This window comes from Rhizobium sp. K33 (genome assembly GCF_056501445.1).
Window position 1 is genome coordinate 4,268,969 of record NZ_CP096478.1, and the last position, 20,919, is coordinate 4,289,887.

The 20,919-nt window shown below is 64.5% G+C and carries 22 protein-coding genes and 1 tRNA gene; 14 read left to right on the forward strand and 9 right to left on the reverse strand.

The annotated features are described in order from the left end of the window. Positions 1 to 2: 2 nt before the first annotated feature. A complete protein-coding gene (gene ngg, locus M1E12_RS20515) occupies positions 3 to 1,811 on the forward strand; it encodes an N-acetylglutaminylglutamine synthetase (protein ID WP_479563099.1) in 1,809 nt (602 codons plus the stop codon). A gap of 2 nt (positions 1,812 to 1,813) precedes the next feature. Here the strand turns inward: ngg and M1E12_RS20520 are convergent, their stop codons facing one another. After that, a complete protein-coding gene (locus tag M1E12_RS20520; RefSeq protein ID WP_479563100.1) occupies positions 1,814 to 2,803 on the reverse strand; it encodes a YihY/virulence factor BrkB family protein in 990 nt (329 codons plus the stop codon). A gap of 123 nt (positions 2,804 to 2,926) precedes the next feature. Here M1E12_RS20520 and M1E12_RS20525 point away from each other — a divergent pair, with 123 nt between their 5' ends. Next, complete coding sequence (locus M1E12_RS20525) at positions 2,927 to 3,382, forward strand: hypothetical protein (protein WP_479563101.1); 456 nt, start codon at positions 2,927 to 2,929, stop codon at positions 3,380 to 3,382. Here M1E12_RS20525 and M1E12_RS20530 read toward each other — a convergent pair whose 3' ends face one another. From M1E12_RS20530 to M1E12_RS20540, 3 genes are all read right to left on the reverse strand, one after another. Further along, the gene (locus M1E12_RS20530) at positions 3,383 to 4,192 is read right to left on the reverse strand and encodes an SDR family oxidoreductase (RefSeq protein ID WP_479563102.1); all 810 of its coding nucleotides are present in this window, start codon (positions 4,190 to 4,192) and stop codon (positions 3,383 to 3,385) included. A 148-nt stretch (positions 4,193 to 4,340) separates the two neighbouring features. Then, entirely contained in the window at positions 4,341 to 4,691 is a 351-nt protein-coding gene (locus tag M1E12_RS20535) for a hypothetical protein (protein WP_479563103.1), read from the reverse strand. A gap of 21 nt (positions 4,692 to 4,712) precedes the next feature. Next, entirely contained in the window at positions 4,713 to 5,222 is a 510-nt protein-coding gene (locus tag M1E12_RS20540) for a ferritin-like domain-containing protein (RefSeq protein ID WP_136539996.1), read from the reverse strand. Between the two features lie 122 nt (positions 5,223 to 5,344). Between M1E12_RS20540 and M1E12_RS20545 the strand changes: the two genes are divergently transcribed. After that, a complete protein-coding gene (locus tag M1E12_RS20545; RefSeq protein WP_479563104.1) occupies positions 5,345 to 6,154 on the forward strand; it encodes an SDR family oxidoreductase in 810 nt (269 codons plus the stop codon). Between the two features lie 68 nt (positions 6,155 to 6,222). On the opposite strand, the gene M1E12_RS20550 is transcribed toward M1E12_RS20545, so the two are convergent. Beyond that, positions 6,223 to 9,309, reverse strand: coding sequence for a DNA translocase FtsK (locus M1E12_RS20550; RefSeq protein WP_479563105.1), 3,087 nt, complete (start codon positions 9,307 to 9,309; stop codon positions 6,223 to 6,225). A gap of 254 nt (positions 9,310 to 9,563) precedes the next feature. Here M1E12_RS20550 and M1E12_RS20555 point away from each other — a divergent pair, with 254 nt between their 5' ends. Both M1E12_RS20555 and M1E12_RS20560 read left to right on the forward strand, forming a co-directional pair. Next, the gene (locus M1E12_RS20555) at positions 9,564 to 9,953 is read left to right on the forward strand and encodes a hypothetical protein (protein WP_479563106.1); all 390 of its coding nucleotides are present in this window, start codon (positions 9,564 to 9,566) and stop codon (positions 9,951 to 9,953) included. An 11-nt stretch (positions 9,954 to 9,964) separates the two neighbouring features. Then, positions 9,965 to 10,552, forward strand: coding sequence for an IMPACT family protein (locus M1E12_RS20560; protein ID WP_479563107.1), 588 nt, complete (start codon positions 9,965 to 9,967; stop codon positions 10,550 to 10,552). A 6-nt stretch (positions 10,553 to 10,558) separates the two neighbouring features. Here M1E12_RS20560 and M1E12_RS20565 read toward each other — a convergent pair whose 3' ends face one another. Beyond that, entirely contained in the window at positions 10,559 to 11,383 is an 825-nt protein-coding gene (locus tag M1E12_RS20565) for a tetratricopeptide repeat protein (protein ID WP_479563108.1), read from the reverse strand. 147 nt (positions 11,384 to 11,530) lie between these two features. On the opposite strand from M1E12_RS20565, the gene M1E12_RS20570 reads away from it, so the two are divergent. From M1E12_RS20570 to M1E12_RS20585, 4 genes are all read left to right on the forward strand, one after another. Further along, positions 11,531 to 12,922, forward strand: a complete 1,392-nt coding sequence (locus M1E12_RS20570; RefSeq protein ID WP_479563109.1) for a leucyl aminopeptidase family protein — start codon at positions 11,531 to 11,533, stop codon at positions 12,920 to 12,922. A 92-nt stretch (positions 12,923 to 13,014) separates the two neighbouring features. Continuing rightward, positions 13,015 to 13,362: a MarR family transcriptional regulator gene (locus M1E12_RS20575; RefSeq protein WP_113458267.1), complete on the forward strand. Its 348-nt coding sequence runs from the start codon at positions 13,015 to 13,017 to the stop codon at positions 13,360 to 13,362. A 12-nt stretch (positions 13,363 to 13,374) separates the two neighbouring features. Next, positions 13,375 to 14,229 carry a C40 family peptidase gene (locus M1E12_RS20580; protein ID WP_479563110.1) on the forward strand — a complete coding sequence of 285 codons (855 nt, stop codon included), beginning with the start codon at positions 13,375 to 13,377 and terminating at the stop codon, positions 14,227 to 14,229. 107 nt (positions 14,230 to 14,336) lie between these two features. Next, positions 14,337 to 14,687 (forward strand): hypothetical protein, encoded by a 351-nt coding sequence (locus M1E12_RS20585; protein WP_479563111.1) that lies wholly within the window; start codon positions 14,337 to 14,339, stop codon positions 14,685 to 14,687. Between the two features lie 34 nt (positions 14,688 to 14,721). On the opposite strand, the gene M1E12_RS20590 is transcribed toward M1E12_RS20585, so the two are convergent. After that, a complete protein-coding gene (locus M1E12_RS20590) occupies positions 14,722 to 14,943 on the reverse strand; it encodes a hypothetical protein (RefSeq protein ID WP_479563112.1) in 222 nt (73 codons plus the stop codon). Positions 14,944 to 15,117: 174 nt separating this feature from the next. Then, a tRNA-Leu gene (locus tag M1E12_RS20595) sits at positions 15,118 to 15,204 on the reverse strand. A gap of 256 nt (positions 15,205 to 15,460) precedes the next feature. On the opposite strand from M1E12_RS20595, the gene M1E12_RS20600 reads away from it, so the two are divergent. Then, entirely contained in the window at positions 15,461 to 15,931 is a 471-nt protein-coding gene (locus tag M1E12_RS20600; protein ID WP_310239872.1) for a BA14K family protein, read from the forward strand. Positions 15,932 to 15,976: 45 nt separating this feature from the next. On the opposite strand, the gene M1E12_RS20605 is transcribed toward M1E12_RS20600, so the two are convergent. Further along, positions 15,977 to 16,279, reverse strand: a complete 303-nt coding sequence (locus M1E12_RS20605; protein WP_479563113.1) for an Rdx family protein — start codon at positions 16,277 to 16,279, stop codon at positions 15,977 to 15,979. A gap of 120 nt (positions 16,280 to 16,399) precedes the next feature. Here M1E12_RS20605 and M1E12_RS20610 point away from each other — a divergent pair, with 120 nt between their 5' ends. The 4 genes from M1E12_RS20610 (at position 16,400) to M1E12_RS20625 (ending at position 20,722) form a co-directional block, all read left to right on the forward strand. Continuing rightward, positions 16,400 to 16,840, forward strand: a complete 441-nt coding sequence (locus tag M1E12_RS20610; RefSeq protein ID WP_136540018.1) for a DoxX family protein — start codon at positions 16,400 to 16,402, stop codon at positions 16,838 to 16,840. Between the two features lie 96 nt (positions 16,841 to 16,936). After that, positions 16,937 to 17,641, forward strand: coding sequence for a type 1 glutamine amidotransferase (locus tag M1E12_RS20615; protein ID WP_479563114.1), 705 nt, complete (start codon positions 16,937 to 16,939; stop codon positions 17,639 to 17,641). A gap of 136 nt (positions 17,642 to 17,777) precedes the next feature. Next, positions 17,778 to 19,091 (forward strand): vanadium-dependent haloperoxidase, encoded by a 1,314-nt coding sequence (locus M1E12_RS20620; protein WP_479563115.1) that lies wholly within the window; start codon positions 17,778 to 17,780, stop codon positions 19,089 to 19,091. Then, positions 19,088 to 20,722 (forward strand): CRTAC1 family protein, encoded by a 1,635-nt coding sequence (locus M1E12_RS20625; RefSeq protein ID WP_479563116.1) that lies wholly within the window; start codon positions 19,088 to 19,090, stop codon positions 20,720 to 20,722. Before M1E12_RS20620 ends, M1E12_RS20625 begins: the two co-directional genes overlap by 4 nt. The last annotated feature ends 197 nt before the right edge of the window (positions 20,723 to 20,919 follow it).

Consider the following 20,919-nt stretch of genomic DNA (forward strand, 5'->3'; position numbering starts at 1 on the left):
CCATGAAGAAACTCGAAAAGGGGTCTGCCGCCGCGCGTAAGCCGCGCAGCACCAAGGCCGTTTCTCATCGGCTGAGCCGGCTGCGCGCACCCGGCACCTCTGGCCAGACCGCACGGGCGGCCAGAGGCGGTGGCGCCGAGACCAAGGGCAATGTGGTGCTCGATTGCGGCTGGGGCCGACTTCTCTTCGCCAGCACCTTTTCCGATGACGAGGTGCTGCTCGACGCGCTGAAGGAAGAGGCCCCCGACAGCCGCGACATCGCCTTTTATGTCGGCGATCCGCATGTGCTTCTTTCCCGTGCCCCGCAGGAGATCTTCCTCGATCCGTCCCACACCTTCCGGCTCGATCTCTCGACCTATCGTGCGGGCGGCCGCCGCCCGCGTGGCATCACCATCCGCCGCTTGGGCTCGGAAGGGGATGCGGCCGGCATCAATGCCGTTTATGCCGCCTGTGGCATGGTGCAGGTGCGCGAGGACTTCTTCACCGGCGAGCGTGACAATCGCCCGGTCACCTATTTCGTCGCCCAGGACGACGCGACCGGCGAAATCGTCGGCACGGTCACCGGCATCGACCACCAGCGTCTCTTCGATGATCCCGAGCGCGGCGCCTCGCTCTGGTGCCTCGCTGTGCACCCCCAGGCCCGTCAGCCCGGCATCGGCGAGGGGCTGGTCCGCATACTTGCCGAGCATTTCCAGGCGCGGGGCCTCGCCTATCTCGACCTCTCCGTCCTGCATGACAACGACAAGGCCATCCGCCTCTACGAGAAGCTCGGCTTCCGTCGCGTGCCGCTGTTTGCGGTCAAGCGCAAGAACGCCATCAACGAGAAGTTCTTCGCCCAGCCGGTCGAGGGCTATGAAGAGCTCAACCCCTATGCCCGCCTGATCGTCGACGAGGCGCTCCGCCGCGGCATCCATGTCGAGGTCACCGATGCGGCCGGCGGCTTCTTCCGCCTGATCCATGGCGGCCGCACCATCCATTGCCGCGAAAGCCTGTCCGATCTCACCTCCTCCGTCGCCATGTCGATCTGCGACGACAAGGCGGTCACACGCCGCTTCGCCGAAGCCGCCGGCCTCGCCGTGCCCGAACAGCTTTCCGCGGATGCGTCGGACAATGACAAGCGGGACTTTCTCGAGAAGCACGGCAAGCTGGTGGTCAAACCGGCGCGCGGCGAGCAGGGGCGGGGCATTTCGGTCAGCATCTCCTCTATGGAAGCGCTGCAGGCGGCGATCCGCCAGGCCCGCCAAGTCTGCGACCGCGTTCTTCTCGAAGCCTGCTTCGAGGGTGAGGATCTGCGCCTCGTCGTCATCGATTACAAGCTGGTCGCCGCCGCCATGCGCCGTCCCCCGCGTGTGGTTGGGGATGGTCAGACGCCCATCCGCAAGCTGATCGAGCAGCAATCGCGCCGCCGCGCCGCCGCCACCGGTGGGGAAAGCCGCATCCCGGTTGATGCCGAGACAAAGCGATGCCTCGCCGAACAGGATCTCGATCTCGACAGCGTGCTGGACGAAGGACGGGAGATCACCGTCCGCAAGGCGGCCAATCTGCACACCGGCGGCACGATCCATGACGTCACGGCCCAGGTCCATCCCGATCTCGTCGACGCCGCCTGCCGCATTGCCAAGGCCATCAAGATCCCGGTGGTCGGCATCGATTTCATGATCCGCGATCCGTCCAGGCCCGATTACGTCTTCATCGAAGCCAATGAACGCCCGGGCCTTGCCAATCACGAGCCGCAGCCGACGGCCGCGCGCTTCATCGAGCTTCTGTTTCCGGGAAGCCGGGAGGTCGCGGCCTCAAACGCTTCGGGGTGAGATCAGGAATGGGCCTTGCCCAGCGTATCGGCCATCCGGGCCCCCCGCTCGCCCATCGGCTTGCGGGCCCCGGTGGTCGAATCGCGCGCCGTCTGATGCTCGAGTTCGGCATTGATGAGGGCGCCCACGATCAGGATCACCGTTGAGATCCAGGTCCAGAGCATGAAGCCGATGAAGGTTCCGAGCGTGCCATAGGTGGCATTGAGATCGGCGAAATTCTCCAGATAGTAGGAATAGCCAAGCGAGGTGATCAGCCAGGCCACTGTGCTGAACAGGGTGCCTGGCCCCAGCCAGCGCAGCTTCGCGTCGGCCCGGCTCGGACCATAGCGATAGACGAGCACCGTCCCGCCCCAGATTAGCGCCAGCAGGATCGGCCAGCGCAGGACCTTCATCAGAAGCTCCACGCGGTCAGGCACGAAAACCACCGCCATCACGGCGGGCAGGATCGCAAGGGCCGTCGCAAGGATGACTGCCATCACCATGCCCGCCAGCGTGAAGGCGGTGCTGAGCAGGGTGATATGCAGGAAACTCCGCTTCTCCTTTTCCGCATAGGCAAGGTTCATTGCCTCGAACAATGCGGTTACCCCGTTATGCGCACTCCACAGCGCAATCCCGAGACCGATCAGGAAGCCGATGCTGAGCGTGCTGTTCGCCTGCTGCGCAAAGGCTTCGAACTGGTCAAGGATGAGGTCGAGAGCGCCAGACGGCAGAACCCCCGAAAGGAACTGCATCTGCCCGGCAATAGTCGAGGGATCGGAAATCAGGCCGTAGAGCGAAACGAGCGCGCCGAGACCGGGAAAGAGCGCAAGCAGCAGATAGAAGGCCACGCCTGCAGCAATCAGCGTCACCCGTTCCCGGGTCAGCCGCCCATAGATCCGGATCACCACGTCGCGCAGCCCGCGGCGGGGGATCTTGGTGGGCGAGGTCGCCTCGCGTCCGCGCGCCTCCTCGTCCTGACGCGTGTTTTTTCTGGTTGCCGATGTCTGTGTCATGAGCCTGTCCCCTTTCAACGGGAACACATCTTCTCCGCCATTGTTCCGTCGACGGCGAAGCCGAACCGGAACTGCAACCGTCACCGGGACGTTGGATGAGCGCCGTCACAGGGAGACACGAATATGGACAGAGACAGACAGGATGCCCCCGCTTGGGAGGACAAACCGGATGAAAAACTCACCACCCGACCCTTGGAAGAGGCCGCGCGCCGTCGTGACGCTGCAGCCGCGGCCGGAACGGAGGGTGCGAGCCGGTATCCGGAGAAGCTCAACCTCTACCGTCTCGTGCCGACAGCCGAAGCCGACGACCCGCGCTGGGACAATTCGCCCTATCAGGGCGAGGTTATCGTGGCTGCCCGCTCCACCGGCGATGCCCGCATCGTCGCCGCGGCGAGCGAACTGGACTACATGGAAATCGATGCCAAGCCGGCAGAAGACGTGACCACCAGCATGGCCAGCGCCTTCCGCGCGGAGAAGCTCTACACGGTCATCGAACTCGATCGGGACCGCACCGACCTCAGCCGCGGCGTCGTCGAAGGCGATATCGCCATCGATACCATCCGACCGGTACAGGACTGATCAGAACGGTTGCGACGGATGCGGGCTGTCCTCATAGGCGCCCCATATCGACTGGTCGAAATTGATCGTCGCCCCGGTCATCAGGCCGGACTCCGCCGAGGAGAGGTAAGCGCAGGCGCGCGCCACTTCGGCGGGGTCGACCAGCCGCCCGAAGGGCTGCTTCGCCGCAGCCTCCTTCAGCCAGTCCTCGGAGGCGCCGTGGAATTCACGCTGGATACGGTGTTCGCCATCGCTCGCCATCCAGCCGATATTGAGCCCGTTCACCCGGATCCGGTTTTTGAGCAGGGCAAAGGCCGTATTGCGGGTCAGCGTGTCGAGCGCACCCTTGGAGGCACAATAGGCCGCAATGAAAGGCTGGCCCGCCATCGCCGACATCGAGGAAATGTTGACGATCGTGCCCTCCGTCTTCGTCTCTAGCATTAGCTTGATTGCCTCCTGCATCAGGTAGAAGGGCGCCCGGGTATTGATTGCAAACATCCGGTCAAACAGGGCAGGATCCGTGTCGAGGATCGTGCCGCGATCGGTGATCGCAGCGACATTCACCAGCGCATCCACCCGCCCAAAAGCCGCCCGCGCTTCCGCGATGACCTTGCGACAGTCGTCGACATCAGCCAGATCTGCCGAGACGAAATGCACCGTCGTGCCATAGGCCTCGCTGATGGATCTGGCACGCGCCTCACCCTTGTCCGTGCTGCGGCCGCAGATTACCAGCCCCTCGGCCCCGCGTTCGGCAAAAAGCCGCGCAACCTCCGCGCCCAGCCCCTGCGTTCCTCCGGTCACAACCGCGATCTTGCCATCCAGACGACTCATGCTCTTCCTCCTGCCATGCGCCACAAAGCGTGACACCGGGCGCAATCTGAACCGGAGCCATGGCGAGGCACAAGCCCTATGAGGCTTGTCGAAGCATGAGTTTTTTCAATGGGTCGGGCCCGAGGCGATCACGGGCTGAGCCACCGGATCACGGCAGGGCGTAGATCGAAACAAGCGCTCCGATCCCGATCACGGCCATGAGGGCGATCCCAAAGAAATAGAGCCAGAACGGCCCCTGCTGCGCACGGTTTCCCGAAAAGCGCGGGCGCATCGCCGTGCCGCTGTCGCCGGAGACATCGCGCGGTCGTCCCTCGCGCTGCTCTCGCCGCGCCGTCTGGATCTCGGCTTGCGAAAGCGGGGCGCCGCCCGCTTCCGCATCGGTCTCGAGCGGCGCCATGGCCGGGTCGAAGCCCGGGCGTTTGTCGCCCGTCAGCCCCGCCTGGATATCGCCGCGCACCTGTGCGGGGTTGAGGCCCCTGCGGTTCGGCTCTTCGGCCATGGCTTGCCCTCGCGTAGTATGTCAGACCTTGGCGCTCTCGCCGGCCTCGCGCCGCGTAACGAATTCGGCCGTCACTTCGCGCAGGTTTTCGCTGAGCCAGCGCGCCATGTTTTCCTCTTCCGAGAGGTTCTCGCGCAGCGCCGCCATCGCGCTCTGGAAGCCGCCCATCTCGGCCATGATCAGGAGCGAATTATAGGCCGCGATCTCGTAGTTTTCGAAGGCGAAGTTTGCGATCGAGTTCTTCAGGATCTCGTCGTCGGCCATCGAATGGCCGATGGCGGCCATGCTGCCGCCAGCAGAGAGCATCCAGTCCTTCATCGCGGAATGGTCTTCGTCGAGGCTTCCGAGAATGTCCTCGATCCGCTTCATCTGGTTTTCCGTTTCCTGGAGATGCTGCTCCAGGCGACGTGCCACCTGCGGATAGTTTTCGATCCGCTTCAACTGCGGCTTGATGATGGAAACGGCCTGGTTCTCCATCGCATGTGCGTTCTTGAGGCCGGTGACGAACAGCGAACGTCGGTCTTCTACCATGTCAATTTCTCCCGTGTCGGTTTGCCCTGTTCGAACTGCCGCCCTTGCCGACGGTTCCCTGGCTTGACCGTCCTTGGTGCGGACTGCACCCTGCAGGCCCGATCGGCGGGAGGAGAGGCGACATGAAATCCATCATCATCACAGGCGCATCCGAGGGGATCGGCCGCGAACTGGCCCGGCAGATTGCAGCGCGGGAGAAGGGGTCTGCAGCCCTCGTGCTCGCCGCCCGCAACGCGGCGCGTCTGGAAGAACTCGCCACGGAACTGCGCCCTCACGGCAGCCGCGTCGAGGTCATGCCCACTGACGTGACGGATCGTGAAGCCTGCCGCCGCCTGATCGCCGAAACCATGACCCGCCTCGGCCGCATCGATGTCCTCGTCAACAATGCGGGTATGTCGGCTCACGCCAACTTCTCTGAATGCACCGATGCGGATTTTGACTGGTCGGAAAAGCTGATGGTGATGAACTACTGGTCTGTCGTCTGGCTCACCCGGGCAGCGCTGCCACATCTCATTGTCTCGAAAGGCCTCGTCGTCGGCGTCAGTTCCGTCGCCGGCCTCGTCGGCGTGCCAGGCCGCACCGCGTATTGCGCCACCAAGTTCGCCATGAACGGTTTTCTCGAAGCGCTGCGGGCCGAACTTGCCCACAAGGGCCTGCGCGTGATGATCGCCTATCCCGGCACAATCGACACCGATCTGCGCAAGCGCGGCTTCGGCCCCGGCGGTTCACCGGCCGGCGTCTCCATGATCCGCGATGACCGCGCCATGTCGGTCGAGACCTGCGCCCGGCTCATTCGCGAAGGCATGGAAAAGGGGCGCCGTGAGGTTCTCATGACGCCCCGTATGAAGCTTGGTCGCTGGCTCAGGCTGCTCGCGCCTCAGATCGTCGATCGCATGGCCATGAAAGAGGTCAAGGCGGAGTTCCGGCCCTGACGATCGGCGAGCAATTCCAGGAAAAGTGTCTGCGGTTTTCCGTCCGGAATTGCGTTAAGTTCTAAGCCTCAGCCTTCGAAGTCACCTTCGCCGCTCACCTCGCGTCCGCCGACGATGATCGCCCGCTTGCCGACATGGTTGGCAGCCCCCACGATGCCCTCCTGCTCCATGCGCTCCACCAGCGAGGCGGCCTTGTTGTAGCCGATCGACAGGCGCCGCTGGATATAGGAGGTCGAGCACTTCTTGTCGCGCAGCACCACCTTCACCGCCTTGTCGTAGAGGTCGTTGGTGTCCTCTTCGCCCATGGCGCTCTTGTCGAAGACGGCAACATCCTCTTCCGGCTCGTCCTCCACCTCGTCGGCATCCTCGGTCACGGTGCCCAGATACTCGGGGCGGCCCTGCAGCTTCAGATGCGCGACGACCTTCTCGACTTCCTCGTCGGAAACGAAGGGACCATGCACGCGGGCAATGCGCCCGCCACCGACCATATGCAGCATGTCGCCCTGGCCGAGCAGGTGTTCGGCACCCGGTTCACCCAGAATGGTGCGGCTGTCGATCTTGGACGTCACCTGGAAGGAAACGCGGGTCGGGAAGTTTGCCTTGATCGTGCCGGTGATGACATCGACCGAAGGACGCTGCGTCGCCATGATCAGGTGGATGCCGGCCGCACGCGCCATCTGCGCCAGTCGCTGAATCGCCCCTTCGATCTCCTTGCCGGCGACCATCATCAGGTCGGCCATCTCGTCGACCACAACGACGATATAGGGCATCGGCGAGAGGTCGAGTTCCTGTTCTTCGTAGACGATCTCGCCGCTCTGCCGGTCGAAGCCGGTCTGGACAGAAACAGTGATCGTCTCGCCCTTTTCGCGGGCTTGAGCGGCGCGGGCATTGTAGCCGTCGATATTGCGCACGCCGAGGCGGCTCATCTTGCGATAGCGATCCTCCATCTCGCGCACCGCCCATTTCAAAGCCATCACGGCCTTCTTCGGATCGGTGACGACGGGGGTCAGGAGATGCGGAATGCCGTCATAGACGGAAAGCTCCAGCATCTTCGGATCGACCATGATCAAGCGGCACTCGTCCGGCCTGAAGCGGTAGAGCAAGGACAGGATCATCGTGTTGATCGCCACCGACTTGCCCGAACCGGTGGTGCCGGCAACGAGCAGATGCGGCATCTTCGCGAGCTCCGCGATGACAGGCTCGCCACCGATGGTCTTGCCGAGGCAGACCGGCAGCTTGTAGCGCGTCTCGGCATAATCAGGCGTCTCGATCAGTTCGCGCAGGTAGACGGTCTCGCGCACCGGGTTCGGCAATTCGATGCCGATCACGTTGCGGCCGGGCACCACGGCGACACGGGCCGACAGCGCCGACATCGACCGGGCGATGTCGTCGGAAAGACCGATGACGCGCGAGGATTTCACCCCCGGTGCCGGCTCGAATTCATACAGCGTCACGACAGGGCCGGGGCGCACGTCGATCACTTCGCCTTTAATGCCGAAGTCTTCAAGCACACTTTCCAGAAGACCGGCGCTCTGTTCCAGCGCCTCGGCCGACATCGTCGTGCCCGTCTGGGCCGGCGGCTCCTGCAGGAAGTCGAGATAAGGCAGCTCGTATTCGCCTTCGCCGAGCGCTTCCTGCGCCTTGAAGAGCGGCTGGCGCGCCTGCATGGCCGGAGAGGGAAGGGCGGGCGACTGAACCGCCGGGACCGGTGCGGCAACGGCAACCTCGAGCGGCGCCACCGTCTCGGCCGCCATCGGGATCTGCGAAAGGACAACAGCCGCTGCCGTCACGTCCCGGCTCGCGACCTGGCGGTAAAGGGCCACCACGGAACCTGGTGTTGCCTCGAAGACGGGCTTGCGCGGCAGATGCGCCACGGGCTGGGCGGCACTTGCAAGGCCTTCCGGACGATAGCGGACCACTTCCGCACGCACGGCAGCGGGTGCCTGCGGGGCCGGTGCCGGAATGGTCCGCGCAGGCTGAGCCGCGACACGCTGCATCGGCGGGGCCACCGGATGATGTTCGGCACGGCTCGGCTGTGGCGTGACGGGCCGCACCATCTCGATCTCGGACGGCGCATCGAGGGGCTCGATCATCGCCTCGAAGAAGACATGATCGGAGAGAAGCGAGGCGATCGGTAGCCGCGCGGCCTGTGCTTCGGTCGAGACCTCGACATGCGTTACCACCGGAGTGACTGCAGCCGCAGCCTGCGGAATGCTCGGCGCAGGATGGGTCATCTGGGCCCAGGCTGCGAAGCCTGACGGGGCGGAGGTGTTGACGGCAGGGGTGTTTGCCACCGGCTGCGCGGGGGTCGCGACAGGTGCCGCAACCGGCTCGGGGGCCGCCGGCAGAGGCGGCGTGCGAAGGAAGGCGTTGCGCACCATCGGTGGACGCACCGTCGGCATGGCCTGCTGGGCGGCCAACCGTGCCGCCTCCGCCTGCTGGGCGAGCGAACGCTGCAGATGCGGCGGCACTTGATTGTCGGTCACCGGGCGAGCGGCCGCGCCGACGGTTGCGGCCTGGGTGCTCGCCAGCACGCTGCGCATGCCCTGGACCAGCGGGGCCGGCTGCACGGGCTGCGGCGCAGGGCCGATCTCCCGCGGCGTGGCGCCCTCCGCCATCGATGCTTCCCAGGCGGCCTGTTCGGCCTGCTGGCGTGCCAGTTCCCGGCGAAGCTTGTAGGTGAGCGCCCGCGCGCCCACGGCATCTGGCGGCTGCGGCAGCGTCACCGAGGCCGGCATGCGCGGCGCTTCGGGCTTGGGCGCTGCGGCAGGGGCGCCCGTGCGCGGCAGACCGGCAAAGGGAACGCTGCTCGTCGGCGTCGAGGTCTGTCTGGTCTGCGCGACCTGTGCACGCTGGGCTGGCGGCGCATAGGCCTGCCGCGGCACCTCTGGTCGAACGGTCTGCTCCGGGGCTGTGGTCCGCGCGACCGGTGCACTCGGCTGCCCTGCCGGAGCCGGCATGGTTTCGGGCTTGGCCGGTGTCCGGTCGGGCGTGCGGGTAAAGCGCACATTCGGGCCCAGCACGAAGGCCTTCTGCCAGACCGGCGTCTCCTCGCGCCCTTCGATCTGGTCGGCGGCCGACTGATCGGCGCCTTCCCCCTTGATCTCCCCTAACTGATTGACCTGATACGCGGAATTTGAACGGGGAGGATGCATCGGAAACCTGAACGCTGGCGGGATACAAGAACGCGAAAACGGAGCTATCTGAGTAGAAAATAAAGGTTAACGACCGCTTTCCGTTCGGCAGGAATTTCTAATGAAGCAGCCGCCGGAAAAGGGTCATCCAGACCCCGATGCCGCTGTTGCCAAAGCCGAATTTCGCCCCCTGTCGGAAGATGCGAAGCTTCAAGTTTTTTTCTCGCGCCGGCTCGCCGCTCGGGCTAAGGACGGGGGCGAACAGAAAGCCGGTCATGTCGAAGAAAGAGAAGCCCAGCCCCTTGAAGAAGCTCCTGAAGGCCTGGTCCGCGGCCGGTCCCGAGGATCGCCAGGCCTTCCTGGATCTGGTCTCGGCCGAAGTGCGCGCACGCAAGCCAGCGCCGGTCACACCCGCCCTGGAGCCGGTGCCCGAGGATGCGGCAAACCTGATCGCCAATGGCCGCTATCTGCTGCCCTCGACCATCGAGCGAGTCGAGGCGGTGATGCGTGCGCGAAAACTCTCGCCCTCCGGCGTCATGGCCGAGCTCGGTTTCTCCAGTCGCGATGCCTCGCTCACCCGCGCGCTTGCCATGAAGGCGGCCTTGCGCCTTTCGGTGATCGCAGCGCTCGCCGACTGGCTCGCCGCCCACGAAGCGGAAGGCTGAGGTTTAAGGCCATGCCCCTCACCCTGCTTGCCCCCGTCGACTTCGTCCAGGACATCAAGAAGAGCCGCTTCATCGGTCAGGCCGCGCCGATATCCGGCGAGGAAGACGCCAAGGCCTTTCTGGCCAAGGTCTCCGATCCCGCCGCCAATCACAATTGCTGGGCCTGGCGCATCGGTCAGGCCTATCGTTTTTCGGACGATGGCGAACCCTCGGGCACGGCCGGAAAGCCCATCCTGCAGGCGATCGACGGTCAGGATCTTGATGGTGTCATGGTGGTGGTCACCCGCTTCTTCGGCGGCATCCTGCTAGGCAGTGGCGGCCTCATGCGCGCCTATGGCGGAACCGCAGCCCAGATGCTGCGCGCGGCTGAAAAGCAGGAGATCATTCCGATGGTGACGGGAGAATGCGCCTTGAGCTTTTCGGACCTCGCGCTGGTCAAGGCGCGCCTCACCGCCATCCCGCATCTTGCTCTCGCCGAGACCTTCACCGCCGAAGGCGTGGATCTCGTGGTGACCCTCCGCCAGGGCGACGAGGATCAGGCGATCAGCCTCGTCCGCGACCTCACCAGCGGCCGGTCGCAGCTGACTTTTCCGGATTGAGGCGCCTTAGCCGTTTTTCTTCTTCGGCATGTCCTGGCTGGACAGCTGCTTCCAGGAATTCTGCTGCGCCAGCATGCCGCGCAGATATTGCAGGTTCGCCGCCGCCTGCTGCGGGTCGAGCTCCTGCGCCGCCAGCTGCTCAGCCTCCTGGAAGCGTCCCTGCAGGCCGACCACCAGCGCCAGGTTCTGCCGCACGCGGCTGTCGGCACCCGGCTGCTGCGATGCCTGGCGCAGATAGTCTTCCGCCGTCTTCAGATCGCCGGAAAGCACGAAGGACATGCCCATATTGGACAGCACGCTCGGGTCGTTTGGCTGCATCTGCAGCGCCATGCGGTAGCGTGAGCGCGCTTCGCTCGAGCGGCCGAGCTGGTCGAGCACGGCGCCTTCGGCCGAATAGAGCCGCCAGTCGGGCCGGTCGGGTGTCTGTGCCCGCTGAATGGTGCCGAGCGCCTTCTCCAGCTGCCCGGCGGCGGCCTGCGCCTTGCCGAGAGCCGCCAGCACTTCGCGGTCGCTGGGATGGGCGATGGCCACCTGTTGCATCACGGCAAGCGCCTGCGTGTTGCGCCCGGTCATCATCAGGCCGTTGGCATAGGAGAGGCCGACATTGCGATCCCGCGGATTGCGTTCGTAGGCCTGGCCGATGCCTTCGACGGCGCGGGAAAGCTGCGGTCCGCTCAGCTGGTCGAGTTGCCGGTTGACCTTCGGGATCGAGCCGGTCGTCAGCTCCTTCTTCGAGGATGCGCAGCCCGAAAGCGTCAGCGCCGCGAGCACCAGGCCGGTCGTGGCCATGATCTGCAAACGATGTGCCGAGCCTGGATTTTGCATGCGCATGGTGATTGTCCCGCGTTGAAGTGTCCCCTCCGCCGCGCCTCTGCAGGGCGGCGCAATCTCCACTCAAGCAATAATCTGTTAACCCTAACGGAGTGTTAATCGGACACTCCCGCGATTCTTCCGCTCGTTTCCCAGAAAGCGTCCACCATGGCTCCGTTCCAGTATATCGAAAGACCGTCCCCCTTCAGCAGCAAGGGCGGAAAGACGCTTCCGGTCTTCGCCGTCACCCCGGCCCATGTCGAAACCGGCACGCTGGAGCCACTGGCGCTCGATTGGGCCAAAAAGGCGGGCTTCAAGGCCGATCCCGGCTCGGTGCTGTTGATCCCGACAGCCGAGGGCCATGTCGGCGGGGCCCTCTTTGGCCTCGGCTCCAACCCCTCGGAAAACCCCTATCTGACGGGCAAGCTGGCGCGCGCGCTGCCGGCCGGCGAATGGCATATCGAAACCGCGCCGCTCACCGCCAATCGTCTCCTCCTCGGCTATGGTCTCGGCGCCTACAGCTTCGACCGCTATCGCTCCGAACGCGTCACCGAACCGCGCCTGCTGATCCCGCAGGATGCCGATGCCGCCGACATCAAGCGTCAGATATCAGGCGTCTATCTCGCCCGCGACCTGATCAACACGCCCGCCAATGACATGAGCCCGGCGGATATCGAATCAGCCGTCCGCCGTCTGGCAGAACACTACAAGGCTGAGGTCTCCGTCATCACGGGCGATGAACTCCTCGACAAGAACTTCCCCCTCGTTCATGCCGTTGGCCGCGCCTCCACGGTCGCTCCTCGTCTCATCGAGATGCGCTGGGGCAAGAAGGGCCACCGCAAGGTCACCCTCGTCGGCAAGGGCGTGAGCTTCGACACCGGCGGCCTCGACATCAAGCCGGCCTCCTCCATGCTGCTGATGAAGAAGGACATGGGTGGTGCAGCCAATGTACTCGGTCTCGCCCTGATGATCATGGATGCCAAGCTCAAGGTCGATCTCCACGTGGTCATCCCTGCGGTTGAGAACGCCATCGCCGGCAATGCCTTCCGTCCCGGCGACGTCTACAAGAGCCGCAAGGGTCTGACCGTCCAGATCGACAACACTGATGCGGAGGGACGCCTCATCCTCGCCGACGCGCTGACCTATGCCGATGCCGAGGATCCGGAACTGCTGATCGACATGGCGACGCTCACCGGTGCCGCCCGCGTGGCGCTGGGTCCGGATCTGCCGCCCTTCTTCACGGATGACGAAGACCTCGCCCATGGCATCGCCGATGCAAGCCTCGAGGTTGACGATCCGCTGTGGCGCATGCCGCTGCACAAGGGATACGAGCGCATGCTGAAAGCCCAGATTGCCGATCTGACGAATGCCCCCTCGGGCGGCATGGCGGGTGCCATCACCGCGGCCCTGTTTTTGAAGCGCTTCGTCTCGCCCGGTCGTCGCTGGGCGCATTTCGATATCTTCGGCTGGTCGCCGACGGAGCGCGCCCATTCGCCCGTTGGCGGCGAGGCGCAGGCGATCCGGGCGATCTACCGCTACCTCCAGTCGGGCGCCGACTGAGCCGGAAGATTGGCTGCCCTTGCCATATCGTTCCTTTGCCGGAATGATGTGGCCACGGGCGGTAAGCCCTGACCGCGACAAGGGGGAGGGGCATGGGCCTCGATATGACGGCAACCCAGGCACTGGGCCTCTGGCACAAGGTGACGCTGGAACAGGTGCAGAGGCAAGGTCCGGATCTCACCATGCGACAGCTGGCCGTCTTGCTCGAAATCTATCTCGTGCCGCCGCCGCATACCGTCCGCGGCCTTGCCGCGACCCTCAACGTCACCAAGCCGGTGATTACCCGCGCGCTGGATACGCTCGGCGAAATGGGTCTCGTCGACCGCGTTCGCGACGAGCTCGACCGTCGCAGTGTCATCGTCAAGCGCACCGTCGGCGGCGCGCTGTTTCTGGAAAAATTCGGCGATACCATCATCGCCAGGGGCCGCTCGCTCGGCTGACGGAGAGTTGAAATGCTTGACCGGCGTCTGCACGCCTTCCGCCCCGATCTTGCCGATCTCGCCCTGAAGGGACAGATCGAGGCCCATCGTTTCGTCTCCCCTCAACCGGCCATCATCAACCGGCCGGTCGTGGCGCTTCGCCCGAAACCGGATCTGTCCATTGGCATCGATACCGAACTGCTGATGGGCGAGGAGGTCCGGGTTTTCGAGCGAAACAATGGATGGGCCTGGGTGCAGGCCGTCGATGACGATTATGTCGGTTATTTGCCCGAGGATGCGCTCGGTCCGGTCGTCGCCCAGACCCATGTCGTTACCGCGCCCCGCACTTTCGTCTATTCCGGCGCGGATCTGCGCTTCCCCACACGCATGGCGCTGTCGATGGGCAGCCGGCTAACGATCACGGGCGAGGCGGAGACCCGTGGCACACGTTATCTGCTTCTTGCCGACGGAGGCGCACTCGTCGCCCGCCACCTCAGGCCGCTGTTAGAGCCCGTTCCTGCCGACTATGTCTCCGTTGCCGGTCTTTTCCTGGAAACGCCCTATCTCTGGGGCGGCAAGTCGGGCTTCGGCATCGATTGCTCCGGCCTTGTGCAGCTTTCCATGCGCATGGCTGGCCACAAAGCCCCGCGCGACAGCGACATGCAGGCATTGGGCCTTGGCACACCGATCGAACGACAGGACCTGCAGCGCGGCGATCTCGTCTTCTGGAAAGGGCATGTCGCGATCATGGAAGACGAAACCAGCATGATCCATGCCAACGGCAACACCATGTCCGTAGCGCGGGAAACGTTGGAAGCCGCCATCGAACGTATCGGCTGGCTGTACGGCACCCCGACCGGTTACCGGCGCCCCGTCGCCGAAACGTGAAGAGTTCGGCCTTGGTGCCGCCACGCCGAATGCTTATATCGGCTTCACATTTGCTGACGAGAAGATTGCCCATGCTCCCGGCCTGCCGAAAGATTGAGATGTCCGCCATGACCGGCCGCAGATTTGCGCCGCTCGCTCTGGCGGTTCTGATGGCATTCGCGGCCGCGCCGGTCTCCGCAGCCGAAGGCATCGCCTGGGGTGCCGCGGGGCAGGAGAGCTTCAAGGATCTGCCGGGCGTGAAGCCGCAGGATCCGGCCAATCAGTTCGGCGAAGACATGACCTGCGAAACCCGCACGGTCTCTCCCCGTCCCGGTATCGGCGGCAGGCGCGAACTGCGCGACGTCCTTCCCTATACGGTCTATCGCTGTGAGAAGAACGGCATCGTCTATCAGGGGACCCAGCCACCCCGCACCGGCCGCCAGTGGTATCCCGGCGTCAATCCGCGCGTCATCGACTGAGCACGCGGCAAGAACCAAAACACGGGATTAAGGCTTAGGCCTGATCGTCCTGGCCGAGCAGTCCGTCGAACACTTCAAGCAGCGCTTCGCTGATCGCGCCGCCGAGCTTGTGTCCCGCATCCCGCAAGCCTTCTTCGTCCATGTCGCGCGCCGCCAGGGCAAGCGCTGTGCCCTCCTGCGCGACGATTTCCTTGGCGCGTTCGATTGCCCAGAGCGCGAATTCACTACGGCTTTCGATGGCGACGGTCTGGTCCATGGTCGGTCCTTTTCGGCTGTGCGCGACCCGCTCTTGGAAGGGTCGTTGGGATCGGTCGAAAATGGCTTTGCGGCAGGGTTCAAACCCTGTCTGCAGACAAGAAAAAAGCCCGGCAAGCCGGGCTTCTTTAAGTGTTCGAGTATCAGCATAAACCGCTGATCTCAAATCGGAATTTGGTGCCCAGAAGAGGACTCGAACCTCCACACCCTTTCGAGTACCAGCACCTGAAGCTGGCGCGTCTACCAATTCCGCCATCTGGGCGACGAGGAGCCGTGTAAAGGGACTGCTTCGGCCTGTCAACCGCCATTTTGAAGTTTTCGTGTCAGTCCGCCGAAAGCGCTTCGAAAGTGCCACGGACCTGTTGCTCGTCATTCGTCCCGCCGTGTCCCGATCCCTTCTCGCTGCGCGCTGGAGGCGCCGATGACGGTGTCGTGAAAAAGCCGTGATCGATCCGCTCTAATCTCCCCGTCGGCGCGCCTGCATGCAGGCCCCGCCGGGATCGAGGCAGGACGAAACGATGAAGACACGACCCGCTTTCATGGCCTTGGCCCTTGCCGCTGCAGCGCTTTTCACTTCGACGGCCGAGGCGGCCACGCCCCGACCGGCTCAGCCCTTCGCCGAGCGGCCAGCCGACGTCCAATCCGTCGACCTCGTTTGCGACTTTTCCGGCTGCTACGAGACCTGGGATCGTCCGCCACCGCCGCGCTACCGGCCACGTCCGCTGCCGCCGCAATACTATCCGCCGTCCGTCTATGACGAACCGCCGGTCTATCGTCCGCGTCCGCGCCCACCCGTGTATGTGGAGCCGGGCTACCGCCCGCGGCCCCGTCCGCCGGTTTATGCCGATCCGGGCTACCGTCCGCCAGGTCGCGCCTGGGCACGCCATGTCGATTGGTGCCTCGATCGCTACCGGTCCTACAATCCCCGCACTAACCAGTTCCTCTCGACGAGCGGCTACTACAAGGTCTGCCGTTCGCCCTTCTATTGATCGGCTCGACCGGGGGAAGGCGGCCGCCCGGCCGCCTTTATCGCTTCAGGTGTCGAGACCTTCGTGACGATTGGTTCGATCGACATGGCCCAGATCCCGCTCGGGATCGATTGCATCCCGCACCCTCTGCTTGAGCTCCTTCGGCCCCGGAAAGCCGCCGTCGCGCTTGCGCTCCCAGATGACGTCGCCATTCAGATGGATCTCGAAGATCCCGCCCGTGCCGGGGATCAGCGCCACCTCGCCCAGATCATCGGCAAAGGTATGCAGAAGTTCCTGCGCCATCCAGCCGGAGCGCAGAAGCCAGTTGCACTGGGTGCAATAGGTGATCGAGATACGGGGCTTTTGCATCAGTCGTCCTCACTTCACGGATAAGTTAACCCGTTTTATCAACTTTTCTTGGCGCGTCCAATTGCCACGGCGCAGCGGTTCCGCCAAGAGGCTTGGGTATCGTCATTCTGGAGTTTGTTCATGTCCATTGAACCCAACCGTCTTTTCGTTCCCGCTCTCGCGCCTGTCTACCGCTCGGCCCATGACGGAGTGGAAACCCTCCTGCGTCTGGTGGCCGGTGGCTTCCTCGTCATCCACGGCGCGGGCAAGATCGTCGATCCCTTCGGCGCCGTCCAGATGGTCGAGGGCCTCGGCTTCTATCCCGGTGTCTTCTGGTCGCCGCTGCTCGCCATCACCGAATTCTTCGGCGGCATCCTGCTCGCGATCGGCCTCTTCACCCGTCCGGCCGCCTTTGCCGCCACCATCGTGCTGCTCGTCACGGTCTATTTCCACTGGATCCAGCTCGACCAGGGCTTCTCCGGCGCGGAAAAATCACTGCTCTGGGCCGCCATGACCGCCTTCTTCGTCATTCGCGGCGGCAACAGCCAGTCGGTGGATGCGCGCCTGTCGAAAACCTTCTGATCGCGGGGGGAGGGGCCGGTACCGGCACCCTCCCGTCTTGCCGACAAGGCGGCCGCATGCTTTCTCTGGCAAACCCACCGTGAGAGCCGATTCCCCATGCGCGTTGCCATCGTCGAAAACACCAGGGTCACCGAAGCCGGACAGGTCGGCATTGCTCTTGCCGAGGCAGGTGCAACCCCTGCGACCTTCAGGGCCTTTGGCGGTGAGCCCTTGCCGGACTTCGATGCGTTTGATGCGCTCGTCGTCTTCGGCGGCGAGCAGAATGCCCGCGACGACGAAAAGCATCCCTATCTTCCCGATCTCGCGCAGTTGATGCGCCGCTTCGGCGACAGCGGCAAGGCAGTGCTTGGCATCTGTCTAGGCAGCCAGCTCCTGGCGCGGGCCTATGGCGGCGAAAACCTGATCGGCGCTGCCCGGGAATTTGGCTGGCGCAGCATCGGCCGCACGGAAGCCGGCAAGGCCGATCCGGTGCTTTCCGCCATGCCTGACCGCTTCCTGTCCTTCCAGTGGCACGACGACACCTTCACCCTTCCGGAAGGTGCCGCCCATCTCGCGGAAAACGAAGCGGCCCGCCATCAGGCCTTCCGCATCGGCCGCGCAGCCTATGGCTTTCAGTTCCACTTCGAGGCCAACCGGAATGTCGTCCGCAACTGGATGACCCACTTTCCCGATCTCATCGAGCGCAAGGCGCCCGGCTGGCTTGAGCGCCATCCGGAGCTCGAACCGACCGATGGCGCCCTTTCCGACGAGGCGGGTCTGGCAATCGCCCGCGCCTGGGTCCGGCAGATCAAGCCGGCTTGAGAGGCGTCCGGGGGGATGGCCTCATCGGCCGGAATTGATCCAGTGTCATCTGCCGCCCTCTTGCGAGCCGTCCGCCCCCGTGCTTAATCGACATGCAATCGATTGAGATCGCTTCAGAAACCTGTGGGAGGGGGACATGAAAGCAGTCGGGACGCGCCTGATGGCGCTCTGCTTCATCATCGTGGCACTGGCTATGCAGCCGGTTCAGGCAGCCCCTGTCGGCGCCGACAAGGTCATGCGCGACTGGTATCGCCTGATCCTCGAACTCGTCCGCCACACCCCGACCTATTCGCCCCCGGTCGCGAGCCGCGCCTTCGCCTATCTCGGCGTCACCGGCTATGAGGCGCTTGCCTCGGGCGATACGACAATGACTTCGCTCTCCGGCCAGTTGAACGGTCTGACCCCCGTGCCCCAGCGAGAAGGGGGCATGGCCTATGACGAGGCCGTAGTCATGCAGGCGGCACTCTCCTCGGCCGCCCGCGAATTCTTTGGCAATACCGGCCCGACCGGTCAGCGTGCCCTCAAGCGCATGACCGAAAAGCTCTCCTCCGAAGTCTCCACCGGTCTCGCGCCCGAGCTCGTCGCCCGCAGCCAGGCCTATGGCGAAAGCATCACGGCGCATATTCTCGCCTGGTCGCTGGATGACGGCGGCGCCAAGGTCGAGAACATGGGCTTCCCGCTTGAATACAAGCTCACCGAAGGCCCCGAGCACTGGGTGCCGACGAACCTGATCAATCAGCAGCAGATGCCGCTTCTGCCGAAATGGGGTGAAAACCGCCCCTTCGCCATGAAGATCGGCAATGCCTGCCCTCTGCCGCCGCCGCCGGCCTATAGCGAGCAAGAGGGCTCCGACTTCTACACCGAGGCGCTTGAGGTCTATGAGGCAGTGACCAATCTCACGCCTGAGCAGCGCGCCATCGCCCGCTTCTGGTCGGACGACCCGATGCTCTCGCCCACCCCGCCCGGCCACTGGATGTCAATTGCGCTGAAACTGCTCCATGAGCGCCAGGCTAGCGCTGCCGAGCATGCCGATCTTCTTGCGCGGCTCGGCATCTCGCTGGCCGACGCCTTTATCGGCTGCTGGCACTCCAAGTTCGAATTCGACCTCGTCCGCCCGGTCACCTACATCAAGCGCGTCATCGATCCCAAATGGGAGCCGATCCTGATCACGCCGCCTTTCCCGGAATATCCTTCCGGCCACTCCACCCAGTCCGGTGCCGCGGCGACCGTGCTCACCGCCTTCTTCGGCGAACACTTCGCCTTCACCGACAACACCCATGAAAAGGACAAGCTGCCAAACCGGAGCTTCAAGAGCTTCTGGGATGCGGCGAACGAAGCCGGCATCTCGCGCCTCTATGGCGGCATCCACTTCCGCGCTGCAATCGATCGCGGCCTCGACCAGGGGCGCTGCATCGGCGAGAAGGCGGTGGCCCTGAGGACGCGCGGATGAAGCACTTTTCTCGCGCATATCCGGCCGGTGCGGCGACCGCCGTGGCGCTTCTCTTCGGCCTCCAGGCCGGCACGGCGCTCGCCAATCGCGGCCCGCTCGTTCCCCGCTTTGCCGATGAAACCGCGTCAAGCGGCATCACCAGCACCTATCGCGGCGACTGGGAATTCATGGTCGGCGGCGGGGCCGGCAGCTTCGACTGCAATACCGACGGCTTTCCCGATCTCGTGCTGGCCGGCGGCGAGGACAAGGCGAAGTTCTATCTCAACCGCAGCGAGGCCGGCGGCGCGCTGAAATTCGAGGAAAAGCCCTCCGGCCTCGAACTCGACAAGGTGGTCGGCGCCTATCCGCTCGATGTCGACGGTGACGGCTTGCAGGACGTCCTGCTCCTGCGTTCCGGCGAGAATGTCGTCATGCGCGGCCTTGGCGAATGCCGTTTCGAGCGCGCCAATGAGGCCTGGGGCTTCGACGGTGGCGATGCCTGGTCGACCGCATTTTCCGCCACCTGGGAAAGGGGCAATGCCTGGCCGACGCTTGCCATCGGCAATTACATCGATCGCTTCGAGGACTTCGAGCCCTGGGGCTCCTGCACCGACAACTGGCTGCATCGCCCGGTCGCGGCAAACGAGCGCCGCTTCGCTCCACCGCTATCGCTCACCCCCTCCTATTGCCCGCTCTCGATCCTCTTCACCGACTGGAACCGGTCGGGCACGCCTTCGCTCCGCGTCTCCAACGACCGCGAATATTACAAGGGCGGTCAGGAGCAGATGTGGAATCTGGAGCCGGGTCAGCCGCCGCGCCTCTTCACCCAGGAGGAAGGCTGGAAATACCTGCGCATCTGGGGCATGGGCATCGCCTCCCACGACCTCGATTTCGACGGCTATCCGGAATATTTCCTGACCAGCATGGCCGACAACAAGCTGCAGAAGCTGGGCGAAATCCCGGCCGACGGCAAGCCCAAGCCATCCTATGCCGACGTCGCCTTCGCCAAGGGCGCGACCGCCCACCGGCCCTATACCGGCGGCGAAATCCGCCCCTCGACGGCCTGGCACACGGATTTCGAGGACGTCAACAATGACGGCCGCGCCGACCTCTTCATCGCCAAGGGCAATGTGGCCAAGATGCCGGACTTTGCCGAGAAGGATCCGAACAACCTGCTGGTCCAGGGCGAAGACGGCAAGTTCACCGAAATGGGCGACAGGGCCGGCATCGCCTCGATGGCGACCGGCCGCGGCGGGGCGCTTTCCGATTTCAACCTCGACGGCAAGATCGACCTGCTCGTCGTCAACCAGGCCTCGCCCGTCGAGATCTGGCGCAACACGACGGAAACGCCCGGCCATTACCTGCAAGTCACGCTGCGCCAGCAGGGCCCGAACCGCGAAGCGATCGGCGCCTGGATCGAGGTGAAAACCGGCGACCACTTGCAGCGCCGCGAAATCACCCTCGGCGGCGGCCATGCCAGCGGCAAGACCGGCTGGTGGCATTTCGGTCTGGGCGACCAGGCCGAGACCGAGATCCGTGTCTTGTGGCCCGACGGCGAGGCGGGGGACTGGCAGAAGGTTGCGGCGGACGGGTTTTATGTGGTCGAGCGCGGGGCGCCGCCGAGGGCCTGGAAGCCGGGCGAGGGGATGTGAGGGCGCGACCCATCTCCCCTCGGTCAGGTGAGTGCCCACGAAACCGATCCCCTCTCCTGGAAAATCTGAAGTTTAGGCGGCTTACGCTGGCCTAAGCCTTCGATTTTCCGTCCTCCCCCACAAGCGGGGAGGTGGGCGGCAGCCGCCGAGTTCGTGGCCTTTGCCCCTCACCCTGCCCTCTCCCCGCAGGCGGGGAG

Coding starts and splice junctions, on each gene's coding strand:
- M1E12_RS20610 (WP_136540018.1), top strand. CDS start 16,400: ATGTCCATTGAACCCAACCGTCTTTTCGTTCCCGCTCTCGCGCCTGTC.
- M1E12_RS20580 (WP_479563110.1), top strand. CDS start 13,375: ATGCTTGACCGGCGTCTGCACGCCTTCCGCCCCGATCTTGCCGATCTC.
- M1E12_RS20600 (WP_310239872.1), top strand. CDS start 15,461: ATGAAGACACGACCCGCTTTCATGGCCTTGGCCCTTGCCGCTGCAGCG.
- M1E12_RS20560 (WP_479563107.1), top strand. CDS start 9,965: ATGCCCCTCACCCTGCTTGCCCCCGTCGACTTCGTCCAGGACATCAAG.
- M1E12_RS20620 (WP_479563115.1), top strand. CDS start 17,778: ATGAAAGCAGTCGGGACGCGCCTGATGGCGCTCTGCTTCATCATCGTG.
- ngg (WP_479563099.1), top strand. CDS start 3: ATGAAGAAACTCGAAAAGGGGTCTGCCGCCGCGCGTAAGCCGCGCAGC.
- M1E12_RS20570 (WP_479563109.1), top strand. CDS start 11,531: ATGGCTCCGTTCCAGTATATCGAAAGACCGTCCCCCTTCAGCAGCAAG.
- M1E12_RS20585 (WP_479563111.1), top strand. CDS start 14,337: ATGACCGGCCGCAGATTTGCGCCGCTCGCTCTGGCGGTTCTGATGGCA.
- M1E12_RS20565 (WP_479563108.1), bottom strand. CDS start 11,383: ATGCGCATGCAAAATCCAGGCTCGGCACATCGTTTGCAGATCATGGCC.
- M1E12_RS20605 (WP_479563113.1), bottom strand. CDS start 16,279: ATGCAAAAGCCCCGTATCTCGATCACCTATTGCACCCAGTGCAACTGG.
- M1E12_RS20535 (WP_479563103.1), bottom strand. CDS start 4,691: ATGGCCGAAGAGCCGAACCGCAGGGGCCTCAACCCCGCACAGGTGCGC.
- M1E12_RS20590 (WP_479563112.1), bottom strand. CDS start 14,943: ATGGACCAGACCGTCGCCATCGAAAGCCGTAGTGAATTCGCGCTCTGG.
- M1E12_RS20520 (WP_479563100.1), bottom strand. CDS start 2,803: ATGACACAGACATCGGCAACCAGAAAAAACACGCGTCAGGACGAGGAG.
- M1E12_RS20540 (WP_136539996.1), bottom strand. CDS start 5,222: ATGGTAGAAGACCGACGTTCGCTGTTCGTCACCGGCCTCAAGAACGCA.
- M1E12_RS20530 (WP_479563102.1), bottom strand. CDS start 4,192: ATGAGTCGTCTGGATGGCAAGATCGCGGTTGTGACCGGAGGAACGCAG.
- M1E12_RS20575 (WP_113458267.1), top strand. CDS start 13,015: ATGGGCCTCGATATGACGGCAACCCAGGCACTGGGCCTCTGGCACAAG.
- M1E12_RS20615 (WP_479563114.1), top strand. CDS start 16,937: ATGCGCGTTGCCATCGTCGAAAACACCAGGGTCACCGAAGCCGGACAG.
- M1E12_RS20625 (WP_479563116.1), top strand. CDS start 19,088: ATGAAGCACTTTTCTCGCGCATATCCGGCCGGTGCGGCGACCGCCGTG.
- M1E12_RS20550 (WP_479563105.1), bottom strand. CDS start 9,309: ATGCATCCTCCCCGTTCAAATTCCGCGTATCAGGTCAATCAGTTAGGG.
- M1E12_RS20555 (WP_479563106.1), top strand. CDS start 9,564: ATGTCGAAGAAAGAGAAGCCCAGCCCCTTGAAGAAGCTCCTGAAGGCC.
- M1E12_RS20525 (WP_479563101.1), top strand. CDS start 2,927: ATGGACAGAGACAGACAGGATGCCCCCGCTTGGGAGGACAAACCGGAT.
- M1E12_RS20545 (WP_479563104.1), top strand. CDS start 5,345: ATGAAATCCATCATCATCACAGGCGCATCCGAGGGGATCGGCCGCGAA.